This window comes from Nonomuraea rosea, assembly GCF_039539705.1.
GTDB lineage: Bacteria > Actinomycetota > Actinomycetes > Streptosporangiales > Streptosporangiaceae > Nonomuraea > Nonomuraea rosea.
Genome location: NZ_BAABDQ010000005.1, coordinates 1 through 13,494, shown reverse-complemented (window position 1 = coordinate 13,494; position 13,494 = coordinate 1). Strand labels below are relative to the sequence as shown.

At 71.2% G+C, this 13,494-nt stretch carries 15 protein-coding genes; 7 read left to right on the top strand and 8 right to left on the bottom strand.

What is annotated here, in order from left to right; all coding sequences use genetic code 11:
- Position 1 precedes the first annotated feature (1 nt).
- The 4 genes from ABEA43_RS13855 to ABEA43_RS13840 all read right to left on the bottom strand — a co-directional run bounded on the left by ABEA43_RS13855 (position 2) and on the right by ABEA43_RS13840 (position 6,138).
- The gene (locus ABEA43_RS13855; RefSeq protein WP_345561777.1) at positions 2 to 322 is read right to left on the bottom strand and encodes a plasmid stabilization protein; all 321 of its coding nucleotides are present in this window, start codon (positions 320 to 322) and stop codon (positions 2 to 4) included.
- Between the two features lie 84 nt (positions 323 to 406).
- Positions 407 to 832 carry a hypothetical protein gene (locus ABEA43_RS13850; RefSeq protein ID WP_345561775.1) on the bottom strand — a complete coding sequence of 142 codons (426 nt, stop codon included), beginning with the start codon at positions 830 to 832 and terminating at the stop codon, positions 407 to 409.
- Positions 833 to 851: 19 nt separating this feature from the next.
- Positions 852 to 5,744 (bottom strand): amidoligase family protein, encoded by a 4,893-nt coding sequence (locus ABEA43_RS13845; RefSeq protein ID WP_345561773.1) that lies wholly within the window; start codon positions 5,742 to 5,744, stop codon positions 852 to 854.
- Between the two features lie 7 nt (positions 5,745 to 5,751).
- Positions 5,752 to 6,138: a YbaB/EbfC family nucleoid-associated protein gene (locus ABEA43_RS13840; protein ID WP_345561771.1), complete on the bottom strand. Its 387-nt coding sequence runs from the start codon at positions 6,136 to 6,138 to the stop codon at positions 5,752 to 5,754.
- Positions 6,139 to 6,227: 89 nt separating this feature from the next.
- Between ABEA43_RS13840 and ABEA43_RS13835 the strand changes: the two genes are divergently transcribed.
- Entirely contained in the window at positions 6,228 to 6,536 is a 309-nt protein-coding gene (locus ABEA43_RS13835) for a hypothetical protein (protein ID WP_345561769.1), read from the top strand.
- Positions 6,537 to 6,541: 5 nt separating this feature from the next.
- On the opposite strand, the gene ABEA43_RS13830 is transcribed toward ABEA43_RS13835, so the two are convergent.
- On the bottom strand, positions 6,542 to 6,706 hold the full coding sequence (locus ABEA43_RS13830; RefSeq protein ID WP_345561767.1) for a hypothetical protein: 165 nt from the start codon (positions 6,704 to 6,706) through the stop codon (positions 6,542 to 6,544).
- A gap of 16 nt (positions 6,707 to 6,722) precedes the next feature.
- On the opposite strand from ABEA43_RS13830, the gene ABEA43_RS13825 reads away from it, so the two are divergent.
- Positions 6,723 to 7,229, top strand: a complete 507-nt coding sequence (locus ABEA43_RS13825) for a class I SAM-dependent methyltransferase (protein WP_345561766.1) — start codon at positions 6,723 to 6,725, stop codon at positions 7,227 to 7,229.
- 202 nt (positions 7,230 to 7,431) lie between these two features.
- On the opposite strand, the gene ABEA43_RS13820 is transcribed toward ABEA43_RS13825, so the two are convergent.
- Complete coding sequence (locus ABEA43_RS13820) at positions 7,432 to 8,214, bottom strand: SDR family NAD(P)-dependent oxidoreductase (protein ID WP_345561764.1); 783 nt, start codon at positions 8,212 to 8,214, stop codon at positions 7,432 to 7,434.
- Positions 8,215 to 8,324: 110 nt separating this feature from the next.
- Here ABEA43_RS13820 and ABEA43_RS13815 point away from each other — a divergent pair, with 110 nt between their 5' ends.
- Positions 8,325 to 8,732 (top strand): winged helix-turn-helix transcriptional regulator, encoded by a 408-nt coding sequence (locus ABEA43_RS13815; protein ID WP_345561762.1) that lies wholly within the window; start codon positions 8,325 to 8,327, stop codon positions 8,730 to 8,732.
- A 368-nt stretch (positions 8,733 to 9,100) separates the two neighbouring features.
- Here the strand turns inward: ABEA43_RS13815 and ABEA43_RS13810 are convergent, their stop codons facing one another.
- On the bottom strand, positions 9,101 to 10,051 hold the full coding sequence (locus ABEA43_RS13810; RefSeq protein ID WP_345561761.1) for a sigma-70 family RNA polymerase sigma factor: 951 nt from the start codon (positions 10,049 to 10,051) through the stop codon (positions 9,101 to 9,103).
- A 19-nt stretch (positions 10,052 to 10,070) separates the two neighbouring features.
- Positions 10,071 to 11,270 carry an NAD(P)/FAD-dependent oxidoreductase gene (locus tag ABEA43_RS13805; protein ID WP_345561759.1) on the bottom strand — a complete coding sequence of 400 codons (1,200 nt, stop codon included), beginning with the start codon at positions 11,268 to 11,270 and terminating at the stop codon, positions 10,071 to 10,073.
- A gap of 353 nt (positions 11,271 to 11,623) precedes the next feature.
- Between ABEA43_RS13805 and ABEA43_RS13800 the strand changes: the two genes are divergently transcribed.
- From ABEA43_RS13800 to ABEA43_RS13785, 4 genes are all read left to right on the top strand, one after another.
- Complete coding sequence (locus ABEA43_RS13800) at positions 11,624 to 12,025, top strand: hypothetical protein (protein ID WP_345561757.1); 402 nt, start codon at positions 11,624 to 11,626, stop codon at positions 12,023 to 12,025.
- A gap of 221 nt (positions 12,026 to 12,246) precedes the next feature.
- A complete protein-coding gene (locus ABEA43_RS13795; RefSeq protein ID WP_345561756.1) occupies positions 12,247 to 12,654 on the top strand; it encodes a hypothetical protein in 408 nt (135 codons plus the stop codon).
- A gap of 111 nt (positions 12,655 to 12,765) precedes the next feature.
- Positions 12,766 to 13,179 carry a DUF1048 domain-containing protein gene (locus tag ABEA43_RS13790; protein WP_345561755.1) on the top strand — a complete coding sequence of 138 codons (414 nt, stop codon included), beginning with the start codon at positions 12,766 to 12,768 and terminating at the stop codon, positions 13,177 to 13,179.
- Positions 13,179 to 13,494, top strand: a 316-nt coding sequence (locus ABEA43_RS13785) for an ATP-binding cassette domain-containing protein (RefSeq protein WP_345561753.1), incomplete at its 3' end; no start/stop codon positions are given. The genes ABEA43_RS13790 and ABEA43_RS13785, both read left to right, overlap by 1 nt.

The window sequence follows — 13,494 nt, the reverse complement described above, 5'->3', positions numbered from 1 at the left end:
CTCAGCTGAGCGCCTTCTCCAATTCGGCCTTGGTCATCTGCGAGCGGCCCTTGATGTTGCGACGCTTGGCTTCGGCGTACAACTGATCCCGCGTACGGCCACCGCTGCCCGAATGTGAACGCAGGCCGCCGCGCCGCCCTGAGGACATGTCCTGCGTCGACGTACGGCTCGCGGTCTTGGACTCGCCGGCCCTGGCGCGCTCCTTGTTGACCGTGCGGGCCGCGATCTCGGTCGCGCGCTTCTTACCCACCCCTCGCTGCTGGGCGCTGTCCTTGATGTGCTCGTACTGACGTTCCCTCTTCGCACTCGATCCGCGAGGCATCCTTTGCTCCTTTCGCGAGCCTTTGCGATGGTCGGCTCGCTTTCCCATACCCAGGTGAGAGTCGCGAAACGGTCGTCCCTGAACTCAGGCGTGCGCGCTGACCGTGATCAGGCCGGCCGCGTGCAGGCTGGTCAGCAGGGTCCAGTCGTCGGCCGGGTCGAGCCAGATCTGCAGCTCCGCCGGCCCCGGCGGCCTCGGCGAAGGCCCGGCGGGCTCGTAGAAGGCCGACACCAGGACGACGGGCACCGGCTCTCCGCCGACCGCGAGCTGGGCCTGGAGCCTGACCTGGAGGTCCATGGCGAGACGGACGCGTGCCGTGGCACGCTCCGCGTCGGTGCCGAGCTCGGCGTAGTCGGGGACGAGCATGCCGACCAGCTCGGCGGGGTCGTCGGCGTAGCCGCGGTACGTCCCGCCCGCGTAGATCATCTCGAAGCGGTACGGCCGGCCGTCGTCGGTGGGCGCGGCCGGCGGCGGCTCCGTGGCCGCGGTGTTGCGGATGGTCACAGCCATGGGAATGCGTCCCTTCCGGTCATGCCGGGCGCACCCAGCGGGTGGCCGCGTACAGGGCGGTGAGCTGATCCTTGTCGGCGGCCCGCCAGAACAGCTCGTCCATCAGGACACGGAAGGAGAGGCTGCCCCACTCGGTGCGGTCCGCCGACGGGTGCAGGTCCAGGAGGGCGGCGTGGGCGCCCAGCGGGTCGTGCCGGCCCAGGTTGGGCAGGTCGCCCAGGGTCGCGTTCCTGAACGCCGCCTCGACCAGCGCGAGCGACACCTTCACCTGGGACTGGATCACGGCGGGATCGAGCGACCCGTCCCACAGCCGGAACTCGATGTGGTCCTTCGCGGACCCCTTCATGCCCTGCATGTTCACCGCGAAGTCGTGGCTGCTGTGGAAGTGCCGCACGGGGGCTATCGACGTGTAGCCCGGGGCGGGCAGCGGGTTGGGGTGCGCGTGCTTCACGCCCCGGTGGCTGTCCCGCTCCGGGTTGTGCCCCAGCCGGAACAGCGTGTCGGTGTGCTGGCCCGCGTGCCTGAGCACACTTGTGTAGTTCGCCAGGATGTGGTCGTAGTCGTGCGTGCTCACATGGACGTGCCCGCCGGTCGCGCGGCTGGCCGTGCCTCCGTGTTCGCGGATGATCTCGACGGCGACGCGGAGGTTCTCCCACGTCGCGCGCTCGTCGTACAGGATGGGCGAGACCACCTCGCCCGCCACCGTTCCGTCCCGCTCCAGCTTCCACAGACCCAGGCCGCCGTCCTTGCCCGTACGGTAACCCTGGCCCTGCATGGTGTGATAGTCGTGCACCTGGGCGTCGCGCGTGAGACCGGCGTCGTGCAGAGCCCGGCCGATGGCCGTCAGGGCCTGGCGGGCGGCGCGCTCCGGCAGGTCGAACTCCAGCTCCACCCCGAACCCGCGCCCGCCGTCCCGGGCGGCGAGACCTGCGGTCGCGTTCTCGAGCAGGTAGGGGATCACGGGCGCGCCGTCGGCGGCGCGCCCGGCCGCCTGCTCGTAGGCGGTGCGAAAGGCCTCGAAGTCCCTCGTGTACGACACTTCGGACTGCTCCGGCCAGCGCTGCCACGCCTCGGCCCGGGCCTGCAGCGAGGCGACCTGTTCCTGCTCCGCCACCGCTCGCAGATCGGGGCCGGTGAACGCGGAGAGGGCCCGCTTCAGCGGCGGATGGGCCTCCCGGTACGTCTGCTGCGCCTCGGCGTGTTCGCGGGCCGCGGTCTGCCGCGCCTCCCGGACGGCCGGAGCGGACAGGTCGTGCAGTCCCGGCGGGATGTCCGGCGGGTCCGGCAGCCGGCCGGTCGCGGAACGCCCCTGCGACGTCAGGGCGTCGAGCACCTCGCGCCGATCGACCGGCCCGAAGAGGTCGAGCCCGTTCCGCTGGGCCTCGGCCGCCTGGTGCGCCAGCCGTTCGACGGAGTGGTCGAGACCCGCGTCGCCCGCGAGCCGGCGCAGCGGATCGAACACCCACAGCCGGGAGGGCGTCTCGGAGCCGGTGATCTCCGCGAGCCGGGCAAGGGCCCGCGCCTCGTCGCGGCCCGGGAGCGTGAGGTCGTACTCGGCGGCGATCCGCAGCCCGTCCCAGAGGTGCGGGTCGCGCGCCCGGTGAGCGAGCAGACGGTCGGTGAGCTCCTGAGGGCCGGGCGCCCGCGCGAGGTCGGCTCCCGCCGCCTGCGCCTCCTCGGCCAGGCGGACGAACTGGTCGATCGAGCCGCCCTGCCCGGCGTCCTCGGCCAGGCGCCGCAGGGCGGGGACGGGGTCGCCCGGGCGCGCGGTGATCTCGACCAGGCGCGCGGTCAGCCGCGCCGTCGGCTCCCGGAGTCCGGTCAGGCCGTGCTCCTCGGCGAGCAGAATGCCGTTCCACAGGTACGGGTCCGCCCGCCAGAAGTCGTCCATGGCCGCGGTGAAGGCCGCCTCGCCGGTCGTTTCCGGGGGGAAGTGACCGTGCCGGTGAGCCGCCTGGACGACCGGCAGCAGATGGGCGGCGTCAGGGATGCCGTGCCGCTCCAGCACGGGCCGGACGAAACTCCTGGCCTGGCTCGATGTGAGGGGGTCGCGCATCATCCCGATCATCAGCCCGATCGCGCGGGCCTGCTCGGGGGTCGCGTCGCGGAGGGAGAACAGGGTGTGGTGCCGGTAACCCGTCCAGCGGTAGGGGTCCGCGGCCATGCGCCTGCGGAGCACGTCGGCCAGGGCCGCGCGGTCGCTCGCGGTGTCCGGGGACATGTCAGACCGCAGGGCGTCGTTGTACACCTCCACCAGGGCGTCGACGTCGAGGGTGAGGCCCACCTCGGCCGCCAGTTCGGGGATGGTCCGCTGCGGGTCCGGGCCGCCGATGACCCGGCTCATCGACGCCAGAGCCCTGGCCGTCGAGTCGCTCTCGTCGAGGACCGGCAGCTGTTCCGCCAGCCGCCGGCCGTCCGCCAGGAGCTCCGCGTCCCGGCCGGCGATCTCGTCCGGGGAGCCGCGGAGCAGGCGTTCGATCCGGTTCGGGCGGCCGGGGTCGTTCGGGTGGCCGGGACTCCAGCGGTGGACGATCGCCGCGGCTTCCGCGAAGTTGCGCGGCCGCGGGTCCGCGATCGGCGACCGGTCGCCGGGCACCGCGGCGGCCGGCGGATCGGTCACGCGGGCAGGGTCGCCGATCGCCGCCCGCCGGGGCTGCGAGTGTCCCGCGCCGGGAATGCCGTGCGCGGCGTCGGCGGCCTGCCGGGCGGGGCCACTGACGGGCTCGTACGCGTCGTCCCGGCTGAGCCGGGTCATGGGCTCGATCCGGCGGGGGTCGCCGGGCAAGGCGCTGGGGCGGGGGTTGCTCGGCCCGCTCTGCAGGTCCGTGGCCCGTGCCTGGCTCAGGGGGTACGGCAGGACGACCGCTGCCTCGTTGTCCGGCGCGGAGTCCGGGCGGTCGTGCGGCGATGCCGGAAGCGGATCGGCGGCCGGCGGAGTGGGATGCTCCTCACCCATCGGAAGGGGCGCCGCGGGTGCTTCGTCCTGCGGGTGCGGGGCGGGATCGCGCAACGAGGGCGTGGCGGCGGGGGCGTCCCGGACGGAGTGCGCAGGATGGGGCTCGCCTAACGGGAGCGCGGCCGTGGGGGCGTCACTGACCGGGCGCGCGGGATGGGACTCGCTTAACGGGAGCGCGGCCGTGGGGGCGTCACTGACCAGGTGCGCGGGACGGGACTCGGCTGACGGGGGCTCGGCGACAGGGGCGTCGCCGACCAGGTGTGCGGGACGGGCCTCGCCTTGCGAGTGCGGCGCCGGAGCAGCCTCGCGGACCGGGTGCGGAGCGGGGGACGCCTCCTGGTGGCCTGCCTGGTCGGCGACTTCGGGGGTCGCGCCCACGATCGCCGGGACGGTGGCCGGGAGCAGCGAGCCGCGGGGAGGACCGCCTGGGCTCGCGGCGTCGGTGTGCGGGACGGCTGCGCCGGCTGAACTTCGATCGGCGGGCAGGCCCGGCTGAGTCCGAGCGAGGTCCGCGCCGGGCTCGGCTCGATGCCCGCCGATGCCTGGGTCGGCCTGGCGCGGGAGCGGTCCTGGGTCGGGCTGGCGTCCGGGCGGTCCTGGGTCGGCGTGGTGCGCGGGCGGGCCTGGGTCGGGCTGGCGTCCGGGCGGGCCGGAGTCCGCCCGGGGCGTGGGTGGGCCGGGCAAGAGCTCGTCGTGGCGCCGGGTGACCTCACCCACGATCACCTGGTGCCCCTGCGTCTGCGCCGGGTCGGCGCGCGGTTCGACCGGCGGTCCCATGTCGGTGCGTGCCAGGGCGGTCTGCGCCGGCTGGGGCTCCACGCTCCGGGGAGAGGTCGGCGCGCCGGACTCGGAGCGCGAGGCGCCGGGTGCGGCCGCGTCTCCGGAACGGGCCGGCGAACTCGAAAGAGCCGGAGCATCAGGAGAGGCCGAAGCACCGGAAGAAGCCGAAGCGCCGGGAGAGGCCGGGTCGCCTGGAGTAGCCGGGTCGCCGATCTGGGCGACCGCGTCCATCGGCAGGTAGCTCGTCCGAGCCCCGGCCGGAACGTCGAGGCCACCCGCGACCCCGGCGACAAAGGTGTAAGCCAGGTGCGAGGTGTCCAGTTGCCCGCTGAGCGCCAGCCCGGGGATCGCGCCACCGGTGCCCGCCACCCCGCCCACCAGCGCCTGCCCGTACATGCTCTGCGCGATCGCCGCGATCTTGTCGCGTACGGCCAGCTCGGCCCTGGAGGCGACGTACACCATCGGCCGGCTCAGCAACCGCGAGAGAGCCGCGTTCGCGCCCGCGAACAGCGCGCCCGTCAGCGCGCCGCTGCCGGCCGACATCGCCAGTGACGCGACGTCGAAGTCCCCCGCCTCCCGGACCCCCCAGATCTGCTGCGCCGTCTGCACACTGAGGTCCAGCCCGCCCATGATCCCGCCGAACTTCAGCATGTTGACGAGGACGAGCCGCTTCATCGTCTGGATGTTCACCTGGGTCAGCAGCGCGTTGTGCTGGATCAAGTGGAGCACGGCCGGGCCGTTGACGTAGATCCACACCAGCAGCTTGACGATCACCGCGCCGAGCAGGGCCAGCGAGGCGTAGATCATCCACTCAGTGTGCTGCATCCGCACGCCGTGCTCGCGCAGGGCCGCCGCCTCGTCCCGGAGCGCCTGCTCCAGCAGGTCGAGCAGCGCCGCACCGGAGGCGGAGCCGGCCTCGTCCCGCTTCCCGCCGAGCGCTTCGAACGACCGCTCGAACGCCTCCTTGGCGGCCCCCTGCCATTCGTGGTCGCGCAGCATCCGCGCGACCACGCCACCGTCCTCCGACTTGAGCTTGGCGAGGAGGCCGGCGAGGTTCTCCAGCGTCTGCGCCTCGGCGATGACCCCGTCCACGTCGGTTTCCGGGAACGCCCCGCCCGTCAGAGGCCGCGCCAGCGGCTTGACGATGTCGGGCACCAGGCTGAGATCGAGCCCCATCAGACGATCACGATCGCGGCGGCTCCGGCTCGCGCGGCAGGAACGACTCGAAGCCCGTTCCCTCGCCGAACAAGTCCTCGAACGGCAGGTCCGATGCGAAGGGCTCCATCAGCTCCTTCATCTCACCGGAGACCTGCCGGGTGGCCCGCTGGATCTGCTCGACGGTCAACGCGGACAGCTCCGACGGCGACAGCTTGCGATAGACGCGGGGGTCGAAGTCGATCGCCCGCACCTCACCACGGGGGCCGACGGTCACGCTCACCAGGCCGTCGCTCGATCTGACCGTCACCGACAACCGGCTCACCTGCTCGTGCACCTGCTTGAGCTGCTCGGTCTGCTGGTTGACCTCCTGGACGAGTTGATCCAGCAGCCGCCATGGCTCCTCCGTCGTCATCAATATCCTCACATCTCACCCAGAGATCCCAGAATTATCATTCTTTACTAACGTTGTGCGGGATATCGACACGAAGGAGGCCGCTGGCTGTGACGTTCAACGGTGCCGCGTACAGCCAGACCCAGTTGCACCTGCTGGCGGCCTCGGCCGACGGCATGGCCGGTGACGTGTCGGAGATCCAGACCGGGTTCGAGGCGTCGTCGGGCGCGACCCGCGCCGCGCTCCGCGACGACGACTACGGCCGCAGGTACTGGCAGAACCACGGCCGGCGGATGGCGGACATCGGCACCGGGCTCGAACTCCTGGCGGACGCGCTACGCGAGCAGGAGACGCGGATCGCGCGAGCGTCGCGGAACTACAAGGACGGCGAGGACGCCAGCACGCTGCGCACCGCCTGACCACCTCACATGCGGAGCCGCCGATCGCGAGCCAGCAGGAACGCCGTGACCTCCTCGAACGGCAGGAACACCTGGTCCCGCCCGCCCGATACATGGGACTGCCACCGAAACGACGCCCAAGTGGTCGCGAAAAGCCACTGCATCGGCCGGCCCAGCGGATAGACCGGCATCGATGCCAGCGCCGGGATGCTGGAGCTGGCCAGGCGGCGGCTCGGTGACGACACGGCCCTGCACGTGGTCAACCTGAACGACCGCCTGCCGTTCGCCGACGGCGCGTTCGACGACGTGGTCGCTTCGCTGGTGCTGCACTACCTGGAGGACTGGGGGCCGACGCTGGCCGAGATGCGGCGCGTGCTCAGGCCCGGCGGCCGGCTGATCGCATCGGTGAACCACCCGTTCGTGGAGCACCTGGCCCAGAATCCGCGGCACAACTATTTCACGACCACCAGCTATACAAGCGAATGGACGTTCAACGGGAAGTCCTTCCCGATGATCTTGTGGCGCAGGTCGTTGCACGCGATGACCGACGCCCTCACCAGCGCCGGCTTCCGCCTCACCGTCATCGACGAGCCGCAGCCCGACCCGGCCGCCCGCGAGCTGTTCCCCGAGGACTACCAGGACCTTTCCCCCAAACTCAGCTTCCTGTGCTTCGTCGCCGAGGCACCGCCGTCGGCTGCGAGTTCGGACGGCTGACTGACCACGCCACGATCATGGTTCGATGGCGGCGGACCGCCATCCGTCCGCTGAGTGATGGCCGCTGCGTAGTCGGCCCAGCCGCCGGGAGCACGGCTGGCGATATCTGCACGGAAAGATCGCGGATGGCCGCTACATCCGCCTCGGCAGGAACCCTCCGCCCGCATCACGACCCCGTGGCCGCGGGCCCGGCGCGTGAGGCTCACGAAGCCGTGGAGAACTGGGCCGGCAGGCCGTCCAGCAGCTGGCTCAGCAGCGGGTAGCCGCCATCGACGCGGATCACCTGGCCGGTGACCGTGGCGAACGCGCCGTCCACGAGCGCGGCGATCGGGCGAGCCAGGTCCTCCGGCCGCAGCATCGTGCCGGTCACCGACCGGTCGCCGAAGTGGCGGCGGATGCCATCGGTGAACACCGCAGCGGTGGCATCGGTGCCGACCGCGCCAGGGGCGACGGCGTTGACGGTGATGCCGTCCCGTACGGCCTCGCCGGCGACCTGCTGGGCGAAGGCGTTCACGGCGGCTTTGGCCGTGGACTGGGCGGCGCTGCCGATGATCAGCTCGGCCGCGGTGGCCGAGACGTAGACGATCCGGCCGGACCGTTGCCGGCGCATGACCGGCAGCACCCGCCGGGTCAGGTGGTAGACGCCGGCCAGCTCATCGCTCATCTTGGCCGCGAACGCCTCCCACGGCACATGCTCCAGCGGGCCGAAAGGGGGCGCCGCGGTGTGGGCGTTGCCCACCAGCACGTCGATCCGCCCGTGCTCGGCGATCACCCGGTCCACCAGCGCGGTCACCTGGGCCTCGTCGGTCACGTCGGCCTGGATCGCCTGCGCGGCGTCGATCTGCTCTGCCACCAGCTCGGCGGACTCGGCGTCGCGCAGATAGTTGACGATCACGTGATAGCCGAGCCGGCCCAGCTCGCGCGCGGTCGCGGCCCCGATTCCCCGGCCGGCTCCGCTGACGAGCGCCACCTGCTTGCTGTTCATCTGTCTCTCCTGATTCGTCGTACGAGGACGTGAGAGACGCTAGGTTTTGGGCTTACATTTTGTAAGTACGCACCTTCAGGTAAGCCGTAGAGACAGCGGTAGGTGAGCAGGTGGACGAGAGCGACGCCCGGTGGATCAGTGACACGTTTCACAGCGAATGCCCCGGACGGGAGGTGATGGAGCATGTCACCGGACGATGGGTGCCGATGATCCTGGCCGCTCTGACGCCTGGGCCGATGCGCTTCTTCGAGGTGCGCCGGCGTATCGAGGGCATCAGCGAGAAGATGCTGTCCGCCAAACTGCGGATTCTGGTCCGCGACGGGCTGGTGGAGCGCACTGTGGAGCCGACCACCCCGCCGCAGGTCAGTTATGAGCTGACCGAATTGGGACAGGGCCTGTCCCGCCCGTTCGCCCAGCTGGTCCGCTGGATTTCGGCGCACACCCCGGAGGTCGTCGCGGCCCAGCAGCGCTATGACGACAGCGTCAATCCTGCGGGTCAGGCGATTCTCAGTCCGTGATGCGGATCATCCGTTCGCCTGGGCGTCGCCGGCGTGGACCATCAAAGAGAACTTCGCGATCACTGGGCTCGTTCTCCGGTGTGCACGAATTCCCGGGGGATGGGTGGTCATCGGTACGGCCAGGACCAATGAGCGACGTCTGAGAAAACGCGCTCGGCGGCAGGCGATATGGCCAGGGCGGACCGCGCGCAGCGCAGAACCGGGGGTAGGAATGGGGGCCGGTGACGGCGGCCACGCTGGTCGCCGTCGAGCTGCTCTCTTTCTTCGTGGTCGCCGACGCGCGCGGAGGGACGAGCATTTCCGGTGTCGCCGTAGCCGCCGCGATTGGTTGTGTTGTGGCGGTCGCGAACGTGGGCGAAAACCGGCGGTCACCACTGGGCGATGAGCGGCGTGTCCCGTTCGTGCTGCCGCCAGGCTTCGGTGAGACGGGCGAGGCGGGCGGGTGCGGCGATGCCGCGTACGGTCGCGATCTTGCCGTTGGTGATGTCGAACGCCACGGTGCCGGCGACCTGGTCGCCGACCACGAAGAGGAGGGCGGGGCCGCCGTTGACGAGTGCGTAGTGGATGGCGGGCGTGCCGCCGGCGAATCGCCGTTTCGCGGGTGTGGGTGTGAAGCCGGCCCGTACGACGGCGGCGATGCGCTGCGGAGTGTCGTACCGCAGCAGCGTCTCGGCCAGGCCGGCGCCGTCGGAGATCGCGATCACGTCGTCGGTGAGCAGCGCCGCCAGCCGTTCGGTGCGGCCCGAGGAGGCAGCGGCGAGGAATTCCTCGACCATCCTGCGGGCGGATGCCGGGTCGACGTCGCCGCGGCGGCGCGCGGCGGTGATGCGGCGCCGGGCCCGGTGGAGATGCTGCTGGCTTGCGGACTCGGTGAGGTCGAGGATCTCGGCGATCTCGGCGTGGCTGTAGGTGAACGCTTCGCGCAGGAGGTAGACGGCCCGCTCAAGGGGTGACAGGCGTTCCATGAGGGTCAGCACGGCCAGGGAGACCGATTCGCGCTGCTCGAACGTGTCGGCCGGGCCGAGCATCGGGTCGCCGTCGAGGAGCGGTTCGGGCAGCCAGGCGCCGACGGCGCGTTCGCGGCGGGCCTGTGCCGAGCGGAGCCGGTCGAGGCACAGGTTGGTGACGACCTTGGTCAGCCATGCTTCCGGCACCTTGATCCGCTGCCGGTCGGCGGCCTGCCAGTGCAGGAACGCGTCCTGCACGGCGTCTTCGGCGTCGGCGGCGGAGCCCAGCAGCCGGTACGCCAGCGAGGCCAGCCGGTTCCGGCTGGCCTCGAACCGGCCGGTGTCGAAGCGGTCAGTGGCGGTGCTGTCCACGCGGATCACCCTAGACGGGCTACGCGAACGCCTTCCCGGCGGACGCATCCGGCGCGGCGGCCAGGCGGTGCTTGCGCTTGGGCACGCCGAAGGTCGGGTGCGCGTTGGCCCACAGCGAGACCTTGAGGATGCCGGACTTGATCCGCGCGGCCTTCCGGCCGCCCACGTACGTCGGCTTTGCCCGCCCTTCGTCGTCGACCATCTGCAGGATCCCGTCCCGCCGTCCGAGGCTGATGTGGTTGTAGGAGTAGAGCAGCTTGGTCTTCGCAATCCTGCGGCCGGTCAGGCGTCCCACGATCGCGTGGATCGCCTGCCCGCCGGTGAAACCGGCCGAAGCGCAGGACATCGGCAGCGGCCGGCCGTTGTCGCCGATGGCGTAGGCGCTGTCGCCGGCGGCGTAGACGTTCGGGTGAGAGACCGACCGCATGGTGCGATCGACGATGATCTGCCCGTTCTCGGTGACCTCCAGCCCGCCGGCGGCGGCGATGGGGCCGACCGCGAACCCGGCCGTCCACACGGTCGCGTCGGACGCCAGGGCGGTGCCGTCGGCGCACAGCACCCGCGTCGCCTCGACGGCTTCGACGCTGGTGTGCTCCCAGACGGTGATGCCCAGCCGGTCGCAGGCCCGGCGCAGGTGGCCGCGGGCACCGGCGGAGAGCCGGGCGCCCAGCTCGCCGCGGGCGACCAGCGCCACCGACAGGCCTGGCCGGGAGCCGGCGATCTCGGTGGCGGTCTCGATGCCGGTCAACCCGTCGCCGACGATCAGCACCCGCCCGTCTTCGCCCCGCCCGCCGAGGCTGTCCAGGCGCTCGCGCAGGCGCAGCGCGGAGGGCCGGGCGGCGATGTCGAAGGCGTGCTCGGCCACGCCGGGAACGCCGCAGTCGGAGCCGTGGCTGCCCAGCGCGTAGACGAGCGTGTCGTAGCCGAGCTCGCCGCCGCCGTCGGCGTCGGCCACGGCGACGACCTGGCGCTCGGGGTCGACGGCAGTGACACGGGCCACGCGCAGCCGTATCCCCGTGCCCGCGAAGACGTCGGCGAGCTTTTGAGCCTCGATCTCCCGGCCGGCCGCGAACTGGTGCAGCCGCAGCCGCTCGACGAAGTCCGGCACAGCGTTGACCACGGTGATCTCGGTGTCCGCCGGGGACAGCCGGCGGGCCAGGTTCCCGGCCACGTAGACCCCGGCGTAGCCGGCGCCGAGGACGACGATGCGGTGCTTCATGTGGTGCTCCTGTCGGTTCGCGTGCTCTCGGTGAGTTGAGCGGGACGGCGCCCCGATTGCTGACAGGAACCGCGTGTGGCATGGGTCACAGAGCGTCAGGAGCGCCGGCCGCGTCCTGTCGGCCATGAGGCGCCGATGACCCGGGTGCCGGTCATGTGACGTACGCCAGCGAGGGCGGACTTCCTCGGCGTCGGCGCCGGCCGGTAACGCAGGCGGCGATCAGGCCTGGTGCGCGGTCGTATCAGCGGCCGTGTCAGGACGGCGACGGCTCCGTATCAGGGCGGTCGGCGATGGTTACTCCATGAGCGGTTCACAGCCGGTCCGCTCACTACAGTTCGAAGGAGCACACCATCATGTCCGTCACCCTCGCCCTCACCGACCAGGACAAGCTCACCCTCCGCGTCGCCGCCTGGGGCGCCGTCTCCCTGATGTCCGCCGCCGGTGCCGCCGGCTCGGCCCACAAGGTCGCCACCCAGGGCTCCATCGCCCTGACCTCCGCCACCGGCACGGTCGGGCACGTGCTCGCCAAGGCCCCCAAGGGCGTCAAGTACGGCAAGACCGTCGCCGACCTCGCCGACCAGGTCCTGCCCGCCCTCACCTCCGCCATGACCCTGCTCAAGCAGCAGGACCCGGCCGAGGCCGGCAACTTCCGCAGCACCGTCATCGTCGCGATCGACGCCGCCACCCAGGACCGGCCCAGCCCCACCCTGACCGAGATGGCCCGCAAGATCACCGAGGCCCTCGACGCCGCCTGATGGGATGCCGGGCCCAGCGCTGCGACCGCTTGTGCCGGGGTCCTCTCCGGACCCCGGCTCATCCCCCGCGACGTCACCCGCCAGAACCCCTCCTGGATCTCTGCTGCCGGTGACATGACCCGACCGCGGAGGATCTCGAGACGCACGCTGCAGGGCGGCAAGCCTCCTGTCGGCATTTCACGTTCCCACCGCATTCGTCACCGGTACAAAGGACCACCGCCATGCTCATCACCCTTACCGACCAGGACAAGATCACCCTGCGGACCGCCGCCTGGGGCGCCGTCTCGCTGATGGCCGCCGCCGACGCCGCCGGCAAACCCCACCGGGCCGCCTCCGACGGCTCCATCGCCCTGGCCTCCGCCACCGGCCTGGTCGGGCATGTGCTCGCCGAGTGGCCCAAGGGTGTGAATCTGCGCGGCAAGTCCGTGGCCGCGCTCGCCGATCACGTGCTGCCGGCTCTGACGGCAGCCATCGGCCTGCTGAAGAAGCAGGTGCCGGTAGAGGCCGACAACTTCCGCCGGACCGTCATCGTCGCCATCGAAGCCGCCGCCCGCACCCACCAGGGCCAGACCAGCCCCGCGCTGGCCGAAATGATGCGCAAGATCACCGCAGCCCTCGACGCCGCCTGATTCCTTGCCCCGGCTTGCGCCTCAACTATTCAGCGTTACTATGTACCAGTAGTCAGCATTGCTAGGTAGCCGACGAGGGCCTAGGTGCATGCGCGAAGGAGGTCTGTAGCCATGGACGCAGAATCGAACCAGCCGAAGAGCCGCGCCCGGCAGTACCTGGAAGTGGTTACCGGGCCGTGGGAGGACAAGAGGCGCTGGCGGCAGTACAAGGCGCGCGTCAAAGCGCTTCCCGAAAACTACCGCACGGCGGTCGAAGCGCTGGAGCGGTACCTGATGCACTTCGGGCCGGGGGACGGGACCGACGCGGCCTCGATGTTCGAGGACCTTGCCGATCTGTTCGAGCAGAGCGCGGCGGACGGCACCCCGATCCGCGAGATCTTCGGCGAAGACCCCGTGGAGTTCGTCGAGGCGTTCATGCAGAACTACTCCATGGGGAGCTACATCCGCCGGGAGCGAGAACGCTTCACCAGCGCCATCGACCGCGCCGCCGGCGAAGACACCGGAAGAGAAGACAGGACGGTCTGATGACCACACAGCAAGCCCAGGCGATCCGCGTGCAGGGCCTGGAGAAGTCGTACAAGGACCTGCACGTGCTGCGCGGCGTGGACTTCGCCGTGGCGCCCGGCAGCATCTTCGCCCTGCTCGGCTCCAACGGAGCCGGCAAGACCACCGTCGTGAAAATCCTGTCCACCCTGCTCAAGGCCGACGCCGGAACGGCCGGCGTGCACGGCTTCGACGTCACCACCCAACCGGCGGACGTACGCGAGTCGATCAGCCTCACCGGGCAGTTCGCCGCCGTCGACGAGATCCTCACCGGCCGGGAGAACCTCGTGCTGGTCG